16 protein-coding genes and 1 pseudogene are annotated in these 17,938 nt (G+C 44.3%); 13 read left to right on the top strand and 4 right to left on the bottom strand.

All coding sequences use genetic code 11. From position 1 onward, the window contains the following. Window positions 1-65: 65 nt before the first annotated feature. Together W234_RS0111590 and W234_RS0111585 are read left to right on the top strand one after the other, a co-directional pair. Window positions 66-1,231 (top strand): IS3 family transposase gene (locus W234_RS0111590; RefSeq protein ID WP_156923945.1). Its coding sequence is split into 2 segments (ribosomal slippage): window positions 66-321 and window positions 321-1,231, totalling 1,167 coding nucleotides; the frame shifts between segments, so codons are not numbered across the junction. A 50-nt stretch (window positions 1,232-1,281) separates the two neighbouring features. Then, a complete protein-coding gene (locus W234_RS0111585; protein ID WP_025647004.1) occupies window positions 1,282-1,566 on the top strand; it encodes a LysR substrate-binding domain-containing protein in 285 nt (94 codons plus the stop codon). A gap of 499 nt (window positions 1,567-2,065) precedes the next feature. On the opposite strand, the gene rhuM is transcribed toward W234_RS0111585, so the two are convergent. The 3 genes and pseudogenes from rhuM to W234_RS0111570 form a co-directional block, all read right to left on the bottom strand. Then, window positions 2,066-3,097, bottom strand: a complete 1,032-nt coding sequence (gene rhuM, locus W234_RS0111580) for a RhuM family protein (RefSeq protein ID WP_051397509.1) — start codon at window positions 3,095-3,097, stop codon at window positions 2,066-2,068. Window positions 3,098-3,347: 250 nt separating this feature from the next. Continuing rightward, window positions 3,348-3,410 (bottom strand): annotated as a pseudogene (locus W234_RS14960) (urease accessory protein UreG); the annotation flags it as partial. 41 nt (window positions 3,411-3,451) lie between these two features. Further along, window positions 3,452-3,958, bottom strand: a complete 507-nt coding sequence (locus tag W234_RS0111570; protein WP_025647002.1) for a hypothetical protein — start codon at window positions 3,956-3,958, stop codon at window positions 3,452-3,454. Between the two features lie 110 nt (window positions 3,959-4,068). Here W234_RS0111570 and W234_RS0111565 point away from each other — a divergent pair, with 110 nt between their 5' ends. The 8 genes from W234_RS0111565 (at window position 4,069) to W234_RS0111525 (ending at window position 13,508) form a co-directional block, all read left to right on the top strand. After that, window positions 4,069-5,085: a LysR family transcriptional regulator gene (locus tag W234_RS0111565; RefSeq protein WP_025647001.1), complete on the top strand. Its 1,017-nt coding sequence runs from the start codon at window positions 4,069-4,071 to the stop codon at window positions 5,083-5,085. Window positions 5,086-5,261: 176 nt separating this feature from the next. Beyond that, window positions 5,262-6,548: an NRAMP family divalent metal transporter gene (locus W234_RS0111555; protein ID WP_025647000.1), complete on the top strand. Its 1,287-nt coding sequence runs from the start codon at window positions 5,262-5,264 to the stop codon at window positions 6,546-6,548. A 468-nt stretch (window positions 6,549-7,016) separates the two neighbouring features. Beyond that, window positions 7,017-7,907, top strand: a complete 891-nt coding sequence (gene prpB / locus W234_RS0111550; protein WP_025646999.1) for a methylisocitrate lyase — start codon at window positions 7,017-7,019, stop codon at window positions 7,905-7,907. 36 nt (window positions 7,908-7,943) lie between these two features. Then, complete coding sequence (locus W234_RS0111545) at window positions 7,944-8,603, top strand: DUF2059 domain-containing protein (protein WP_025646998.1); 660 nt, start codon at window positions 7,944-7,946, stop codon at window positions 8,601-8,603. 93 nt (window positions 8,604-8,696) lie between these two features. After that, the gene (prpC, locus tag W234_RS0111540; RefSeq protein ID WP_025646997.1) at window positions 8,697-9,836 is read left to right on the top strand and encodes a 2-methylcitrate synthase; all 1,140 of its coding nucleotides are present in this window, start codon (window positions 8,697-8,699) and stop codon (window positions 9,834-9,836) included. Window positions 9,837-10,109: 273 nt separating this feature from the next. Continuing rightward, window positions 10,110-12,764 (top strand): Fe/S-dependent 2-methylisocitrate dehydratase AcnD, encoded by a 2,655-nt coding sequence (gene acnD / locus W234_RS0111535; protein ID WP_025646996.1) that lies wholly within the window; start codon window positions 10,110-10,112, stop codon window positions 12,762-12,764. A gap of 151 nt (window positions 12,765-12,915) precedes the next feature. Further along, a complete protein-coding gene (locus W234_RS0111530; RefSeq protein WP_025646995.1) occupies window positions 12,916-13,227 on the top strand; it encodes a type II toxin-antitoxin system Phd/YefM family antitoxin in 312 nt (103 codons plus the stop codon). A 20-nt stretch (window positions 13,228-13,247) separates the two neighbouring features. Further along, window positions 13,248-13,508, top strand: coding sequence for a Txe/YoeB family addiction module toxin (locus W234_RS0111525; RefSeq protein WP_025646994.1), 261 nt, complete (start codon window positions 13,248-13,250; stop codon window positions 13,506-13,508). A gap of 10 nt (window positions 13,509-13,518) precedes the next feature. On the opposite strand, the gene W234_RS14580 is transcribed toward W234_RS0111525, so the two are convergent. Continuing rightward, a complete protein-coding gene (locus W234_RS14580) occupies window positions 13,519-13,671 on the bottom strand; it encodes a hypothetical protein (protein ID WP_156923994.1) in 153 nt (50 codons plus the stop codon). A gap of 85 nt (window positions 13,672-13,756) precedes the next feature. Between W234_RS14580 and prpF the strand changes: the two genes are divergently transcribed. The 3 genes from prpF (at window position 13,757) to W234_RS0111505 (ending at window position 17,934) form a co-directional block, all read left to right on the top strand. Beyond that, window positions 13,757-14,992: a 2-methylaconitate cis-trans isomerase PrpF gene (gene prpF / locus W234_RS0111515; RefSeq protein WP_025646993.1), complete on the top strand. Its 1,236-nt coding sequence runs from the start codon at window positions 13,757-13,759 to the stop codon at window positions 14,990-14,992. A 74-nt stretch (window positions 14,993-15,066) separates the two neighbouring features. Continuing rightward, entirely contained in the window at window positions 15,067-16,890 is a 1,824-nt protein-coding gene (locus W234_RS0111510; protein ID WP_198013377.1) for an ABC transporter ATP-binding protein, read from the top strand. 423 nt (window positions 16,891-17,313) lie between these two features. Beyond that, window positions 17,314-17,934 (top strand): GNAT family N-acetyltransferase, encoded by a 621-nt coding sequence (locus W234_RS0111505; RefSeq protein WP_025646991.1) that lies wholly within the window; start codon window positions 17,314-17,316, stop codon window positions 17,932-17,934. Window positions 17,935-17,938 lie beyond the last annotated feature (4 nt).

Below are 17,938 nucleotides of genomic sequence, written 5' to 3'. Positions count from 1 at the left end.
TGAGCTATGCTGAAGAAACCGTAGAGGTAAACTTGGTAAACTAAGCGTATTAATCGGAGTTTACCATGACCAAGAAAGTAAGAACCTACAGTGACGAATTTAAAGCTGAAGCCGTCAAGAAGATAGCGGATAACAACGGCAATATTTCAGCGACCGCAAAGCAACTTGGCATCGCCATGCAAACGCTATCCAACTGGCAGAACAAAGCTAATCAAGGCAAGCTTGTAGGAACAAAGCAGTATGACCCTGAACTTATGAGTGCGCTTGAAGAGGTAAAACGCCTAAAGCGACAGCTTAAAGTTGCCGAAGAGGAGCGCGAGATCTTAAAAAAGGCGACGGCGTACTTCGCGAGAAACAGTTAGTCAGGTACGCCTTTATCAAAGACAACCAGTTCCTCTTTCGCATCACCACTATGTGCCGTGTGTTAAGGGTTAAGCCATCAAGCTATTACGACTGGCTAAGTCGTGATCTCAGCGACCAACAGATACATCGCAACCAGTCTGAATTACTGGTTAAAGCGGCTCACAATGAAACGAAAGAACGTTATGGCGCAGATCGACTGCATGCTCATCTAAGCGAGCAAGGCCATAACATTAGCCTGTATATGGTAAGAAGCATCAAAGAGCAACACGGCATTAAATGTCGTAGTCATAAGCGCTTTAAAGTCACCACCGACTCCAATCACAACAAGCTGGTCTATCCAAACGTGCTCGATCAGAAGTTTGACACCAGTCGCCCTAACCAAGCATGGGTAAGCGATATTACCTATATCTGGACACATGAGGGCTGGTTGTATTTAGCGGGAGTCAAAGACTTATATACCAAAGAGCTGGTCGGCTATGCGATCAACAAACGCATGACCGCAGATTTGGTCTGTCGCGCATTGAACATGGCCATCAGGAATAAACGTCCAAACAAAGGGCTAATCGTTCATTCAGACAGAGGCAGTCAGTATTGCAGTCACGCCTACCACAAGACCATTAAGCAGCATCAATTTATAGGCTCAATGAGCGGCAAAGGCAACTGTTTCGATAACGCTCCGATAGAAAGCTTCTGGGGCACATTAAAGAATGAGCTGGTATATCATCAAGACTATAAAACAAGGTTCACAGCCATCAATGATATTATCAGTTATATCGAGCTGTACTACAATCAGACGAGGATTCAAAAGGGTTTGGGCTATCAATCGCCAAGACAGGTGTGGTTTGATTATTATCGTCAGGCTGCGTAATTAAAATCTCCCAAGTTTATGTGTACGGATTTGACGGCAGGGGTCAGATCATGGCGTGGGAATTTAAAAATTTAGAAAAAAACAATGAGGTGATGAATCTCAAACCTGAATTTGTCATGGTTGTGAGTCATGCCAGACTCAAAGTCAAGGCTGCTTTAGACGGGTTGGGTATTACTTGGTTACCCAAAGCAATGGTTGAATCAGAGTTGATCAATGGTGAGCTTGTGACAATACTAGAGGACTGGGATATAAGTTATTCAGGTTACTATATGTATTATCCTGCTCGACGAGAGTCTTCGCTACTGTTTAGACTTTTAATCGACGCATTACGTTGATATCAAATTAATATAGGGCAAACGGATGCTTATATTAAAGTACCTTGCCTTTTAATATAAGACTTACTTACCAGGTTCATGAACTATGTTTCAAGATTCATGTGAAAATAGGTTCAAAAACAATATAAAACCATTAGTTCATGAACTTACTTTTTTTATATTTAAAAAAATATATTTAAGTTATTGATTTAAGTACATATTTTTTATATTACTATTAGTGAACTGAACTCTAGGTAAACATAAGTTAAATAAACTGTATTAGAGCGCGGCTCAGTCTAGTATTTAACTTATTATTCTTGAATAGCTCTTAAAGCTCATCAATCTACCATAGTTCCTATCATCACTAAATAATATGACTCTACCCTTGATGAATAAATAATTTGGATAGATTCGTAAAAATAACTTTGTGACGTTTTCACAGCAGCGTCACCGCTCAATTAAATCATGCTACTTTAGTATTTAAGGCAGTGCTTATTTTGCTCTAGGCTTAGTCGATTTTTTAGCCCTCAAGCGATAACATGTTCATAATCAGCTTTATCAGTGTCTCTTTTTGATCGGGATTCGACTCTGCTACTAGCAAGGTTAAAGCCGCAAGCCCGGTATTATTGATGACCATATCGCCTTCATCGTTGAGCAACCTACCATTACGATGCAAAAAATCAACGAACAAAAAAGCGCCGCTGCGCTTATTACCATCGGTAAAAGGATGGTTTTTGACCATAAAATACAATAAGTGCGCCGCTTTGCTTTCAATCGTTGGATACGCAGGTTCGCTAAATACCGTTTGCTGCAAGTTAGCTAGCACACTATCTAAACCGTCACCACGAGGTCTAGCAAATAATTCAGTGGCTTCACCACGAGATATCAGCTGAGCCTTTAGATCATTTAATGCTGTCATGGCCTCGTGAGTGGTTGGCAAGACGCCACCCGCCTGCCCTGCTGGATCGTCTAATAAGCCCTCATCATAGCGCTGTAGCCATAAAAAGGTCTGAGTATAACGGCTGATGATTTCGATCAGTCCGCGCCCTTCATCCGTCTTTAATTCAGGACTTTGGGCGGTTTTTTTAATTAAAGCCAATGCTTGTTGTAATTCACTAGAGTTTTTATCAAACCTTTGTTTGTTTAGCGTGTAACCTTGCACTAAATATTCACGCAGACGCTGAGTGGCCCAAATACGAAACTGAGTGCCTTTTTTCGAGTTAACACGATAACCTACAGAGATAATCGCATCTAGATTATAAAAGCGAATTTTTCGACGTACTTGACGCTTACCTTCTTGTCGAACTACCGAGGATTCCTCGGTAGTTGCTTCTTGGTTAAGCTCGCCTTCGTTATAGATGTTTTTTAGGTGCAGACTGATAGTATCCGTATCTTTTCCAAACAACGCTGCTAATTGAGCTTGTGAAAGCCATAAAGTATCATTCTCTAAACGAATCTCTATTGCAGATTGTCCATCAGCTGCTTGGTAGATCTCTATCTTTGCTTGGTTATTATCTATATTACTGTTATCTATGCGATCGTTGGTTGTCATTGTTATCCCTTTCAAGATAAGGCTCTATGAATTAGGCAGGCTTTAAGCTATTAATATGCATTCTAACCACACAGTATCAGTTTTAAATTGAGTCAGCACTATGACATATAAAAAAAAGACCACAACGCTAAGCTGTAGTCTTTTTTTATATCAACACAAACTATTAAAAATATGATGGCTTAGACGGTATCTGTCGCCCTTGACGACAATCTGCCAACATGCCACGCTCTATAATAAACTCAATGATCTCTGCCACGTCAATGACGTAGATGGTCAAATCTGATAGCTCAGGGCTAAAAGTCGCCGCTAAGTTCATTGAGGCATTATACCACTAATCTATCTAAACGAGCTCTATTAGTAATCACTCTCCCGATACAAGGTAGTTTGTGCTTCCTTGGTAAAGTCTTCATAGCTGACGCTAGCGGACTCCTCATTCTGCAAAACTTGCCCTTCAGCTACCTCTTGTTTGGGTGTTAATGGCGGCTTAGTGACTGACGGACCTTTGTCCTCTTCACTATCAATACTAGCAGTAGCGTTTTGGACAGCAGTAGCGTTCGAGCTCTCACTTTCATCAGCATCACTAGCCAGCTCAGTCTTTTGCTCTGGCAGGATTACTTGGTTATCTTCGTCTGAGCTGCTAGAGGGTGTCACAGTAGCATGGTTATCGGCAACGCTCTGTTTAATAGAGGGTTGATCCTCAGCGGCCGCTATATTTTCGCTAGTCGATGAGCTATTGCTGGTCATTAAACTAAAAATACCGGCAATCACGACCAACAAAATTAAAACGACCCCAGCAGCAATAATTTTTACCTTAACGCCCTTTTTAGTCGTGTCGTTAGGGTGGTTTTGGGTTTGCTGCAATAATAAAGCAGGTGTTTGTAATATTAAAATCTAATAAGCGCTGTCACGGTATACTACCGTCTGTGATGCAGCATTTGTATTTACGAATATAGAGTTTTAAAGGAGTTTTCATGGATTTAAAACAGCTTAAGGCGTTTATTGCCATTGCTGAGTTACGAAGCTTTAGTGCGGCTGCAAAAGTCACCGGAATATCGCAACCAAGTCTTAGCCGATTACTTAAGCAGCTAGAGACAGATATGAATGTCGACTTAATTGATCGCTACCACAGACCGCTGCAGCTAACGACTGCAGGTTTATTTTTCTATGACAAGATAGATGCTTTGTTGACAGAGCTTGATGCCATTACGCATATGACCCAGCGCCTGTCTGCTCCTAGTAAAGGCTTGAATATAGGCTTTGTACCTTCTGTGCTTTATGGCCTATTGCCTGAGGTCATTGCAACCTTTAAGCAGCAAAACGCTGATATTGAGGTTAATCTCAAGGACATTAGCTCTTATCAGCAGATAGAGGCACTGAAGTCTGGTGAGATTGATGTGGGTTTTGGGCGCTTTGCTCATCAAGATCCGTGGATACAGCAAATACTACTGCGCCATGAGCGCTACCTTGTCGCACTGCCAAAAGCGCATCCGCTAGCTGATGTCAAAGAACAGCGCTTACTGGATTTGGCCAATAGTCGCTTGATTCTTTATCATCAAACTCACCTGCCTGGCCTTATTAATACTGACTCTATTGCTGCTGATATGAGTACGAGCGCTCGAGATAAACGTACAAAACAGACCCCCAAACCCGAGGCAGCCTCGGTTACGGATTCAGTTACTGAGCCTTTACTATACTTATTTGCCCAGCACGGAATTACCCCGCTTAGAACCAGTAAAGTGAGTGATCTACAAGTGGCACTTGGCCTTGTCGCTGCAGGAGAAGGTATCACCTTAGTGCCTGCAAGCCTACAAGTGATGCGCACTAAACAGATCAGCTATCAGCGCTTGATCCATGAAAACGTCACCTCCCCTATTTACTTACATACGCTAAAAGACTTTATTCACCCAAAAGTAAATGACCTACTCACTGCTATCTATGAGATCTACGAGCAGCGCGGTATCACTTATCGGCGTCAGCAGTTTGTCTAAGGTAAGCTAATAGTTATTATTCGCAAACCTACTAGGTGTGCTAAAGTCACCAAAAAATTTTCGCACCATTAAGAGCGCTATATTCTCTTCCGCTATTTTTAATAATGATCATTTTAACTTTGTGGGCGAGCTATCACAGGTCAGTGATAGCTCGCCTGATGTAAACTGAGGTATCTATGACCACACAACGAATAAATGACCCGGATATAAATAGCCAAAATGATGGCCACGCGCCTGCAGGTTTTAGTTGGCGCATTTTTGGTCCAGGTATATTGATGGCGACAGCGGCTATCGGCGGCTCGCATCTGATCTCATCGACGCAGGCAGGCGCGCTATATGGCTGGCAGTTGGCGATCATGATTGTCTTAGCTAATGTCTTTAAGTATCCGTTTTTTCGCTTCGGCACTGACTATGTCTACGATACCGGCGAGAGTCTGATAGCAGGCTATGCCAAGCGCTCAAAAGCCTATCTTTGGATCTACTTTATCCTCTCAATCTTATCCGCCATCATTAGTACCGGTGCGGTGTCTTTGATAGCCGCGGTGATTTTAGGATTTATGCTGCCTGCCTCAATTGGGCTCTCAACAATTAGCTTGTCGCTCATTATCGTCGCAGTCTCGTGGTTATTTTTGATTGCTGGTCATTACAAGTTGCTCGATGGCGTGACCAAGTGGATTATGATTGCGCTGACCGCAGCTACAGTCGTTGCCGTACTTATCGCTGCTGGTAAGCCTACGGTAATGACTGCTGACTTCGTTGCCGCTTCGCCTTGGAATCTAGCGACTCTAGGTTTTATCGTCGCGCTTATGGGCTGGATGCCAGCGCCATTAGAGTTTGCCGCTATTACCTCAATGTGGACCTCAGCGAAAAGAAAGACGGAACACACCACCCATCGTCAAGGCCTATTGGACTTCAATGTGGGCTATGCGGTTTCGGCGATTTTGGCTTTATTCTTTTTATCGTTAGGTGTCTTTGTACAATATGGCTCTGGTCAAGAGATTGAGCTGGTTGGCGGCGCTTATATCGGTCAGCTGATCAGTATGTATACCAACACTATTGGTGAGTGGTCGCGTTTATTAGTCGCTTTTGTCGCCTTCATGTGTATGTTTGGCACGACGATTACTTGCGCTGATGGCTATGGCCGTGCCAATGCTGAATGTTGGCGACTGCTTAAAGGTCAAAGCGAGATCAGTAAAAAACAAGTCGCCTTTTGGACCACTTATGCTATCGGCGGCGGCTTGGTGATTATTACCTTTTTTACGGGTCAGCTTGGCGCAATGCTTAAGTTTGCCATGATATCCGCGTTTGTCTCTGCGCCTATCTTTGGTTGGCTGAACTACTCTTTAGTGCGTAAACATCAAAAGCTCTCCGCTGGCATGAATGCTTTATCAATTGCCGGTTTACTGTTCCTTGGCGGCTTTGCGCTCCTATTCTTGGCTAATCTGTTTGGTCTGCTCGGTTAGTCTCTTCTCACTATGAGATAAAGTGCTAATTATTGTTTACGATTCTACGTTACTATCTAAAGCCCTACTACTTAAAGCCCTCTTAGCTTCGCTATGAGGGCTTTTTTGCTGACTATGGAAAGTACTAGCGATAGCTTATCTCGCAGTATAAAAACCACATTGACAGTATCGATATAATTGTAACTAAATGTAACATTGGAGCGTTCGATTAATCCATCTTGCAAAGTAACTTGAATACTATAATGAGGTAATTGGTAATAATATGAATATAATTATTCAAAAAATAAATAGTTTTAATTATTATAAATTATTATTTCATTATAATTTAACTACCTACTGTATTTCTCACTTTGCAATATCAGTGATTGAGTGTACTCTTAAGCAATAAATCATATCGCACACTTATATTTAACCCTTAATATTCAGACTGCTTACGTTAAATCATCTCTTTTATGCAAGGATTCTCACATGAGCTCATCAGCTGGCGCACGCTTTCGTAGTGCAATGCAACAACAAAACGCCAATGACCTGCCTTTACAAATCGCTGGTACTATCAATGCTTACACTGCCATGATGGCCACCCAAGTCGGTCATAAGGCTATTTATCTCTCTGGGGCTGGCGTGGCGAATGCCTCTTTTGGCCTGCCCGATTTGGGCATGACCAGCCTTGACAATGTACTAGAAGACGCGCGCCGTATCACTGATGCTGTTGACACGCCGCTCTTAGTAGACATCGATACCGGTTTTGGCGGGGCCTTTAATATCTCGCAAACCATCAAAAAGATGGAAAAAGCAGGTGTGGCAGCGGTACATATCGAAGATCAAGTCGCGCAAAAGCGCTGCGGTCACCGCCCGAACAAGGAGATTGTCAGCATCTCAGAGATGGTCGATCGTCTAAAGGCCGCTATGGATGCCAAGACCGATCCTGACTTTGTGGTGATGGCGCGTACCGATGCCTTATCAGTCGAAGGTTTGGACGCCGCAGTAGAGCGCGCCGTTGCCTTCGCTGAGGCTGGCGCGGATATGATTTTCGCCGAAGCCTTGACCGATATCGAGATGTATCGTAAGTTTACCGATGTATTAGACATTCCTGTCCTTGCCAATATGACAGAGTTTGGTCAAACCGATCTATATACCACCGAGCAGCTGTACGGTGTCGGTGTCGATATGGTGCTCTATCCTTTATCGGCATTTCGAGCGATGAATAAAGCGGCGCTCAATGTCTATCAGCACCTATTGGACGATGGCACGCAAGAACAGGTTGTCGATACAATGCAGACACGCATGGAGCTATACGACTTTTTGAATTATCATGAGTTTGAGCAAACACTAGATAAATTGTTTGCTGATAATAAGTAATATAGCTGTTGATACTCACCAAACTTTAGGGTCTCTATGTCAGTTGTTATTCATATTAATAAGCAAATCTTATCCAAAGTCTCATTAGGCTGCGCTTTAGCTGCTGCGGTATTTATGACCGGCTGTAATGATACTGCTACCACTGAGACGGTGGAAGGCGTCGATACGGTCAACGATACGGCCGTCGTCGCTAGTGAGGATGTCGATACTAATTCTAGTGCTAGTGCTAGCGCTGATTCAGATGAGCTGGTCATGACGACGATAACGCTAGATACCGTCGATCAGATGTTATTTGTACCGCTACTTACCAATGGTGAGCTGAGCCAAGAGCAAGTCAGCTGTCTTGAAGCTCGAGATAAAGATTTGGGTAAGTCGGAGGTCGATGCCTTTTATAAAAGCAAATTTAGCGATGCTGAGCTTGCGTCATTAAACGAGTTTTATGCTTCAGATGTCGGTCAAAAGCTACTAGACTTCGGTAATGAGCAGCTCCTAATTATGAATGGCCAACAGGTCGCTGAACCTATGCCTGATCCTACTCCTGAAGAGATGGCTGAGATTCAGGCCTTTATGGAGTCGCCACTAGGCGTTAAGTATATGGAAGTCAATAATGCTGAGGGCGCTGGCAGTGCCATGGAAGTAATAAACGCCCCTATTAACGCCGAATTTAAGCGTTGTAACATCGATATAGAGCTATAAGTTTTTAGTGAAGCAAATTCGTTTATTTTATGAGTATAATTTTTTATTTAGTTATCAAGTTCAACCCCCAAAGCCACCAAAAGGAATTTAATCATGGCAGCACAAAACCAATCTGGAAAAGTATTATCAGGCGCAGGTCTACGCGGTCAAGTCGCAGGCAAGACAGCGCTCTCAACCGTTGGTAAGTCAGGTTCTGGCCTGACGTATCGCGGTTATGATGTCTCAGAGCTTGCAGATAAGTGTGTCTTTGAAGAGGTCGCCTATCTACTACTTTATGGCAATTTGCCGACTCAAAGCGAGCTTGATGACTATCAGGCCAAACTCAAAAAACTTCGTGGCCTGCCGCAGCCGCTAAAAGATGTGCTTGAGCGCATTCCAAAGGACGCGCACCCGATGGATGTGCTGCGTACTGGCTGCTCGATGCTCGGTAACCTTGAGATGGAAACCGACTTTGAGCAGCAAAATGATAAAACCGATCGCATGCTGGCGGTGTTCCCATCTATCATTAACTACTGGTACCGTTTCACGCACGACAATGAGCGTATCGAAACGGAAACTGATGACGATACAATCGGCGGTCACTTCCTGCATCTGCTTAAGGGTGAAAAACCAAACGAGCTGCATACTAAGGTGATGAACGTCTCGCTTATTCTTTATGCTGAGCACGAGTTCAACGCGTCCACCTTTACTGCTCGCGTTTGCGCCTCAACTCTATCTGATATTCACTCTTGTATTACCGGCGCGATTGGCTCACTACGTGGTCATCTGCATGGCGGCGCGAATGAAGCAGCGATGGATATGATCGAGGGCTTTAGCTCACCTGATGAAGCCGAGAAAGAGATGATGGCGATGCTCGAGCGTAAAGATAAGATTATGGGCTTTGGTCATGCGATCTACAGCGAGTCTGATCCGCGTAACGTGGTCATCAAAGGCTGGGCTGAGAAACTAGCTGCTGATGTTGGCGATACGGTATTGTATCCCGTATCGGTACGCTGTGAAGAAGTGATGTGGCGCGAGAAAAAACTATTCTGTAATGCTGATTTTTTCCATGCGTCTGCTTATCACTTCATGGGTATCCCAACTAAATTATTCACACCGATCTTTGTGTGCTCGCGCCTAACTGGCTGGGCGTCTCATGTCTTTGAACAGCGCGCGAATAACCGTATTATTCGCCCAAGCGCGGAATATACCGGTGAAGAGCTGCGTCCAGTGCCTGATATCAACGCTCGTTAATCTGTATAGCGTTTATTTTAAAGAATAGGTTTGTAAGGTGGGTTAGCAAAGCGTAACCCACCGATCTGATTAGCGCACCCTACAACTTATTTCAATTCAATTTTTCCTACCCTTTATTTAGCAAAGTTTATGTTAATTGAATCCTGTCACAGGAATAATTTTTGCTAAGTAAATTATTTTTTATACCTACTCTCAACCCATCTCACTTATAAAGGAAAGCCCGCCATGAGCGATGATAGCAAGCAGCCTTTAACGCAAGTTAATCCGCAAACCATGAATAATGAGTATAAAAAACCATTACCAGCTTTGGATGGAAGCAGTACTGACCTGCACTATTTCGATGTCGAGCAAGCAGTTAATGAGATTGAGCCAGGCGCTTATGCCAAACTGCCGTTTAGCTCAAAGGTATTATGCGAAAACCTCGTGCGCCGCTGCCCGCCTGAGGATTTGACCGAAGCACTGTCACAGCATATCTACCGTAAGCAAGAGGTTGATTTCCCATGGTATCCTGCCCGCGTGGTTTGCCACGACATCTTAGGGCAGACTGCGTTTGTTGATCTTGCAGGACTGCGTGATGCTATCGCAGCGGAAGGCGGTGATCCTGCCAAAGTGAACCCCATCGTACCGACACAATTGATCGTCGATCACTCGCTAGCGGTTGAGCACGCAGGCTTTGAAGAAAACGCTTTTGAGAAAAACCGCGCCATCGAAGAGCGCCGTAACGAAGACCGTTTTCACTTTATCAACTGGTGTCAATACGCCTTTGATAACGTCAACGTCGTACCGCCTGGTAACGGCATCATGCACCAAATCAACTTAGAGAAAATGTCGCCAGTGGTACAAGTGGTCGCGGATCAAGACGGCGATGCCATCACATTCCCTGATACCTTGGTCGGTACCGATAGTCACACCCCGATGGTCGATGCGCTTGGCGTTATCTCTATCGGTGTCGGCGGGCTAGAGGCCGAAAGCGTGATGTTGGGCAATCCCTCATACATGCGCTTGCCAGATATCATCGGTGTCGAGCTGACAGGTAAACTACAAGAAGGCATCACTGGTACCGATTTAGTACTGGCGATGACCGAGTTTTTACGCACTGAGGGCGTGGTGTCATCTTATTTAGAGTTCTTTGGTGAAGGTGCACGAAACCTAACGGTTGGTGATCGCGCCTCCATCTCTAATATGACCCCTGAATATGGCGCTACTGCTGCGATGTTCTCTATCGATGAGCAAACCATTGATTATCTGCGTCTCACCGGACGCTCAGAGCAGCAAATTAAAATCGTTGAAGCTTATGCCAAACAAGTTGGCCTCTGGGCTGATGGCCTAAAAGATGCTGAATATGATCGTGTGCTGCATTTTGATTTATCAAAAGTGGTGCGTAATATCGCTGGTCCTTCACGTCCCCATGCGCGTGTGTCAACGACAGACCTTGTCAAGGAAGGCATCGCCCACGGTGAAAATGAAAAACTACCAGAACCAAAAGATGGCCAGATGCCAGATGGCGCAGTCATTATCGCTGCTATTACTAGCTGTACTAACACCTCAAACCCGCGCAACATGGTGGCCGCTGGTATCGTCGCCCGTAACGCCGTGGAAAAAGGCCTTATTCGTAAGCCTTGGGTCAAGTCGTCACTCGCGCCAGGCTCAAAAGCCGTTAAGCTGTATTTAGAAGAAGCCAACCTATTGCCCGAGCTACAAAAACTGGGTTTTGATGTGGTTGCCTTTGCTTGTACCACTTGTAATGGTATGAGCGGTGCGCTCGACCCAGAGATCGAGCAAGAGATCATCGAGCGCGATTTGTTTAGTACCGCCGTATTATCAGGTAACCGTAACTTTGATGGTCGTATCCATCCGTATGCCAAGCAAGCGTTCCTCGCCTCGCCGCCTTTGGTTGTGGCGTATGCTATCGCTGGTAATATCCGTTTTGATATCGAAAAAGACTCACTCGGCAAAGACCAAGATGGCAACGATGTATATCTAAAAGACATCTGGTTTGAGGATAGCGAAGTCGATGCTATCGTGGCTAAAGCTGTCAAACCTGAGCAGTATAATGCCGTCTATATCCCAATGTTTGATGAAGCCAAAGCACAGGCAGGTCGTAATGAAGCATCGGTCATCGATCCTCAGTACGACTGGCGTGAGATGAGCACTTATATCCGCCGTCCGCCTTATTGGGAAGGCAAGATGGCGGCGATGAACCGTCTTAAAGGCTTACGTCCACTAGCGGTACTTGGTGACAACATCACCACCGACCATATGTCACCATCTAATGCGATTATGGGCGACTCTGCGGCTGGCGAGTATCTCGATACTATGGGTCTGCCAGCGGAAGACTATAACTCATACGCCACGCACCGCGGCGATCACTTAACCGCGCAGCGTGCCACTTTTGCCAATCCAAAACTGCTCAATGAGATGGTACGTGACGAAGACGGCAACGTCATTCAAGGGTCACTCGCTCGCGTAGAGCCAGAAGGTCAAGTCATGCGTATGTGGGAGGCGATCGAGACGTATATGAATCGTGACCAACCGCTGATCATCATCGCAGGTGATGGCTATGGTCAAGGCTCAAGCCGTGACTGGGCTGCCAAGGGCGTGCGTCTTGCTGGTGTGGAAGTCGTCGTCGCCGAAGATTTTGAGCGTATTCATCGTCAAAACCTCGTCGGTATGGGCGCTCTTCCTGTACAGTTCAAACAAGGCACCAACCGTGAGACGCTAAATATCGATGGCAGCGAAGTGTTTGATCTCGAAGGTGAAGTATCGGCGGGCGGCGAGATGACACTGGTGATTCATCGCAAAGACGGCACAGTCGATAAAGCGCCCGTTATCTGCCGTTTAGATACCGCTGATGAAGTGAAAATGTATAACTCTGGCGGTATGCTGCAGCGCTTTGCCAAAGAGTTCTTAGCGGGTGAAGTGGCCTAAGCGTTTTGAGCGTTTAAGGTTTAGCTTGTAAGTTATAAATAACCGATGTTGTATAGAGTGTCTATATGGCATCGGTTTTTTTGTAATTATTGATATACTTTTATAAATAGCGTAACATGTACAATAAATAGTACAACTATTGGAGTTTATCATGAGAGTAATTAGTTTTTCAGAAGCGAGAAAGCATTTAAAGTCGGTTTTAGACACCGTTAATGACGATGCCAATGCCACTATAGTGACTCGCCGTGATGCAGATGATGCTGTGGTCATGTCCCTTGATTACTACAACAGCTTGATGGAAACCGTCTATTTATTGAAATCTCCTGCTAATGCAGCTCACTTAGCAAAATCAATTGCGCAGTATCAAGCTGGCAAGACGGCAGTGCGTGATTTAATAGATAATGAAGATGTGGAGGACGCTGATAGTTATTCAAGCGATGAAACCGATGCTGAAGATGCTTAATACTACTGCGAGTAAAAGCTATGAATGAACAGCTAGCATGGACGGATGCCGCTTGGAAAGATTATCTATATTGGCAAACGCAAGATAAAAAAACCCTTAAACGCATCAATAAGTTAATCACAGAGTGTAAACGCAATCCATTTGAGGGCATCGGCAAGCCCGAACCTTTAAAAGAAAATCTATCAGGATTTTGGTCTAGGCGTATCGATGATTCTAACCGTCTAGTATACGCAGTTGATGATAACTATCTGACTATTATTTCTTGTCGCTATCATTATTAACTTTTTAAATCTATCCAAACTTAAAAGGTGTAACCTGACCTATTTCAATCTCTGTTTGAGCGATTAATAATTGACGTATGAACTCATAAGACAAATCAGGGTTATCTTGCATTATCTGATTAATTTTTGCCGAATTATCACTTTGTTCTTTTCCTAAATTCATAACAACCTCTATTTCAATTAGTCTTGATCACTCTATACTACCTAAAACTATAAACAAGTCATAAATATATAAAGGACTCTCAAAAATGACCAAACCAAAATTCGCCCCGCAAATCTCCGTCCCTGCCACCTATATGCGCGGCGGCACTTCAAAAGGCACGTTTTTTAAATTATCCGACTTACCTGAGCGTTGCCAAGTTGCAGGCTCGCCGCGTGATAATTTCTTACTACGTGTTATCGGCAGCCCAGATCCTTATGGCAAGCAAATCGACGGCTTAGGTAATGGTAGCTCTAGTACGTCAAAAACGGTGATTTTGTCTGAAGCAAAACAAGCTGATCATGACGTTAATTATCTATTTGGACAAGTTAATATCGCAAAGCCCATGATTGATTGGGCAGGTAACTGCGGTAACTTAACTGCAGCTGTCGGTGCCTGTGCCATTAATATGGGTCTAGTTGATGCCGACAAAATTGCTAATAGTATCGATGACAATGCTGAAAGCGGGATTTGTGAAGTGCGTATTTGGCAAGAAAATATTGGCAAGACCATCATTGCTCATGTGCCTATATACAAAGACGCAGATGGCAAGGTGCAAGTACAAGAAACCGGCGACTTTGAGCTTGATGGCGTGACCTTCCCTGCCGCTGAGGTCAAAATTGAATTTATCGATCCGGTTGACTCATCCAGTGATATGTTCCCGACCAACAACCTCGTCGATGACTTTGATGTCTCTGGTTGTGGCCTCGATAAGGACAGCGTCAAAGCGACCTTTATCAGCGCCGGCATCCCAACTATCTTTATGAAGGCAGAAGACCTAGGCTTTAGCGGTACAGAATTACAAGGCGATATTAATAGTAATGAAGCACTATTAGCCAAGTTGGAAAAAATACGTGCGCGTGGCGGCGTGGCGATGGGATTGTTTAAAGATGAGAGTGAGGCACAAGCGAGCCAACATATTCCCAAAATTGCGTGGGTCGCTCCTGCGCAAAGTTATACCGCGTCTAGTGGCAAAGAAGTTAAGGCAAATGATATCGATTTAGTGGTACGCGCGATGAGTATGGGGCAGCTGCATCATGCGATGATGGGTACCGCAGCGGTAGCCATTGCGGCAGCGGCCACCACGCAAGGGACATTGGTCAATGAGGCGGCTGGCGGTAGCGAGCTGTCCGAGGTGCGTTTTGGTCATCCATCAGGGACATTGCTCGTCGGTGGAAAAACCGAACTGGTTGATGGGCGCTGGCAAGCCAAAAAAGTGTCGATGAGTCGTTCAGCAAGGCGTATCATCGTTGGTGAGGTTTTTGTGCCAGCGGATGCGTTTTGATAGGCTACAGACTACTGTTAAATAAAGCATAGAGCGACACCTATATGCCAACCTCTCCCCAGTTTCGCCGCGTGATGTTAGACAAAAAGCCGCCAGTCAAAAAGACTGAGCGGCGCGCTTTATTGTGGAATATCCTCAAAAAGCTGGCGGTGTTTGCCGCGCCTTATAAGCTTTTAATCATTGCCACGCTGATCTTGACCGTACTTGGTTCCTTTACCGCGCAGGTCAATGCTTTTGTGTTGCGTTATGCTGTCGATACTTTGACTGAGATTGCCACGCTTGCCGAGCCATGGCAGGCAGGTCTGCGTATGCTTGGCATTATCAGTGCGGTACTACTGACCAAAGAGATACTGTCGATATTTATCTCTTTCGGTCAGCGTTTTTTTGGCGAGAAGATTCGCATCAATCTCTCGCGGGATTTATCACAAAAGATTATCGAGCGTATTTTGACTTATCGCATGGCGTTTTATACCAGTAGTGAAAACGATAGCGGTAAACTACAAACTCGTATTGATTATGGGGTTAGTAGCCTAACAAGTTTGGTGCAAAACTTCTTTATCGATATGCTACCGCTGTTTGCCAGTGCCATTGTCTCGCTTATTATTATGTTCTCGACCAACTTTTGGATTGGTCTGGTTGGGCTGTTTATTATTCCGATTTACTTTTTTATTAGTCAAAAACAAGCAAGACGTCTGCAAGGGTTTCGTCGGCAAATGCGCGGCTTTCGCGAAGCCAAAAGCGGACTGGTTATCTCGCTTATCAACTCAATTAGTGTGGTCAAATCCTTTGTCCGCGAGCCTATTGAAGCGCAAAAGCATCTAAAGATTCAAAAAGAGATGACCGATAATCAGCTGCGTATTCGCAGTATTGGCTTTATCTATGACGCGGTGAAAACCTTTATTGAACAAATCGGCGTGGTGGTCATTATTTTACTGACGTCTTATTTTGTGTTGCAGGGTCAAATGACCATTGGCATGATTTTATTTCACGTTATGCTATTTCAAAACGTCGCCGCCCCTATTCGCCAGCTGCACCGTATCTATGATCAGATTAATAATGCTTTGACTTATGCTGAAGGCTTTTTTGATATCTTAGAAGATGAAAGCCAAGTTGAAAATATAGGTGGCATCAGTAGCAAAGATCTAAAGGGCCATATCGAGTTAAAAAACGTCGACTTTACTTATCCCAACGGTACCCAAGCGCTAAAAGATGTCAGCTTTGAGATTCGCCCTAACCGTATCACCGCGCTTGTTGGGCTTAGCGGCGCGGGCAAGAGCACCATTATCAATCTATTGGTCAAATTTTATGAGCCAGATGCTGGTATGATTTGCTTAGATGGTCATAATTTAAAAGACTGCGATACTCATGACTTACGTCAGAATATCGGTCTGGTATTACAAAGCAATCATATCTTCTCAGGCACTATTAGTGAAAACATCCGTTATGGCAATATGAATGCGACTATGGATGACATTATAGTCGCAGCAAAAAAGGCTTCGATTCATGAGCAAGTGATGCAATTAGCAGACGGTTACGAGAGTACGGCCAAATCGCTATCGGGCGGTCAGCAGCAGCGTATTGCGCTAGCACGTATGTTCTTAAAAGATCCACCAATTGTATTTTTGGATGAGCCAACGGCGAGCCTCGATGCCATCGCCAGTCAACAGGTCAAAAAAAGCTTAGATCTTATCAAAAAAGATAGAACGGTAATTATGGTCTCGCATAACATCGCGCAGATCATTGACGCTGATGATTTGGTAGTAATAGAAAATGGTCAAGTGGTTGAGACGGGTACCCATGAAATGCTCTATGATAAAGGCGGTAAGTATTACGAGATCTTTAGTGCCATGTCCGATAGTTTAAATCTAGATAAGATCAGTCAGACGATTCAGGGTTAATGTCTTATAGATTATTGCAAAAAGTACGTTTTAATAATAGGGCGTGTTGAACATTCAACCATGGCACTGACAGAGACTGTTTTTTAGACGATTCGAAGGTAAAAATAGTAAGTTTAGTCGCTCTAAGCGTCTATTTTTTACCAATGAAGCGACAAAAAAGAGTCCTGTCCCTACGGCTGATGCTAAAATTGTTCCATACTGCGTTGCAAATCTAGCTAAGGCATCTGCATTATCGTCGCTTTGCGCCTTGTCTGAAACAATTTTAGCGATCAGCAGTGCCTATTTGTGAATGTTCAACACGCCCTAATCTAAGCGACGTCGTAGGCTGGTGCTTTTAGCCTAGCACCATAAACCCAAAAGCATTAAAAATGCGCTTTCATTCAAACGCATTATTATCATCTCATTTGCAAAAGCCAAAATATTATGACCACCCAATTTTCTATAAAAACCTTTGATGAGTTAACCTCCGTCGATATCTACCATATTCTAAGAGCGCGCTCGCAGGTGTTTGTGGTGGAGCAAAACTGCGCTTATCAAGATATGGATGAGCTAGACTTTGATTGTCTGCATCTCGTCGCGCATCAAAACGAAGCGCTCGTTGGCTATTGCCGTATTATTCCACCTGAGTACAACAGGCTCAGATCTAACTTGAGCGCCGCCGATACCGATTCGCTTAATACCGCTATGTCAGCTATTGGTCGCGTACTGGTATTATCAGAGCATCGCGGTCAAGGCATAGCAAGGCAGATGATGATTCAAGCTATCGCTCATTGCCGCAAAAAATATGGCAAAAAGCGTCCTATTATTATCTCCGCACAGACTTATTTGCTCAGCTTTTATGAGTCCTTAGGGTTTGTTCCTGAAGGAGATTACTACCTTGAGGATAATATCGAGCATGTAAAGATGGTGCTGCGGGTGGCCAAAAAGAGCAAAGTTAAAAAGGTCAGTGCTGCAAATGGTAGTAAGTCCTCAAAGATTTTGAGCGCTCTACTCTTTATATTGGTGGCGCTATTTATTCTCGGGTTACTTTATTTGATGATTTAAAATG

It is taken from the genome of Psychrobacter sp. TB15 (assembly GCF_000511655.1).
In the GTDB taxonomy this organism is placed as follows: Bacteria; Pseudomonadota; Gammaproteobacteria; order Pseudomonadales; family Moraxellaceae; genus Psychrobacter; species Psychrobacter submarinus.
This window is presented reverse-complemented; position numbering and strand designations above follow the sequence as displayed.

Excerpts from the sequence above, each read along its gene's own strand:
- W234_RS0111585 (WP_025647004.1), top strand. The coding sequence starts at position 1,282 with ATGGCGTGGGAATTTAAAAATTTAGAAAAAAACAATGAGGTGATGAAT.
- rhuM (WP_051397509.1), bottom strand. The coding sequence starts at position 3,097 with ATGACAACCAACGATCGCATAGATAACAGTAATATAGATAATAACCAA.
- W234_RS0111565 (WP_025647001.1), top strand. The coding sequence starts at position 4,069 with ATGGATTTAAAACAGCTTAAGGCGTTTATTGCCATTGCTGAGTTACGA.
- W234_RS0111555 (WP_025647000.1), top strand. The coding sequence starts at position 5,262 with ATGACCACACAACGAATAAATGACCCGGATATAAATAGCCAAAATGAT.
- prpB (WP_025646999.1), top strand. The coding sequence starts at position 7,017 with ATGAGCTCATCAGCTGGCGCACGCTTTCGTAGTGCAATGCAACAACAA.
- W234_RS0111545 (WP_025646998.1), top strand. The coding sequence starts at position 7,944 with ATGTCAGTTGTTATTCATATTAATAAGCAAATCTTATCCAAAGTCTCA.
- prpC (WP_025646997.1), top strand. The coding sequence starts at position 8,697 with ATGGCAGCACAAAACCAATCTGGAAAAGTATTATCAGGCGCAGGTCTA.
- acnD (WP_025646996.1), top strand. The coding sequence starts at position 10,110 with ATGAATAATGAGTATAAAAAACCATTACCAGCTTTGGATGGAAGCAGT.
- W234_RS0111530 (WP_025646995.1), top strand. The coding sequence starts at position 12,916 with ATGAGAGTAATTAGTTTTTCAGAAGCGAGAAAGCATTTAAAGTCGGTT.
- W234_RS0111525 (WP_025646994.1), top strand. The coding sequence starts at position 13,248 with ATGAATGAACAGCTAGCATGGACGGATGCCGCTTGGAAAGATTATCTA.
- W234_RS14580 (WP_156923994.1), bottom strand. The coding sequence starts at position 13,671 with ATGAATTTAGGAAAAGAACAAAGTGATAATTCGGCAAAAATTAATCAG.
- prpF (WP_025646993.1), top strand. The coding sequence starts at position 13,757 with ATGACCAAACCAAAATTCGCCCCGCAAATCTCCGTCCCTGCCACCTAT.
- W234_RS0111510 (WP_198013377.1), top strand. The coding sequence starts at position 15,067 with ATGTTAGACAAAAAGCCGCCAGTCAAAAAGACTGAGCGGCGCGCTTTA.
- W234_RS0111505 (WP_025646991.1), top strand. The coding sequence starts at position 17,314 with ATGACCACCCAATTTTCTATAAAAACCTTTGATGAGTTAACCTCCGTC.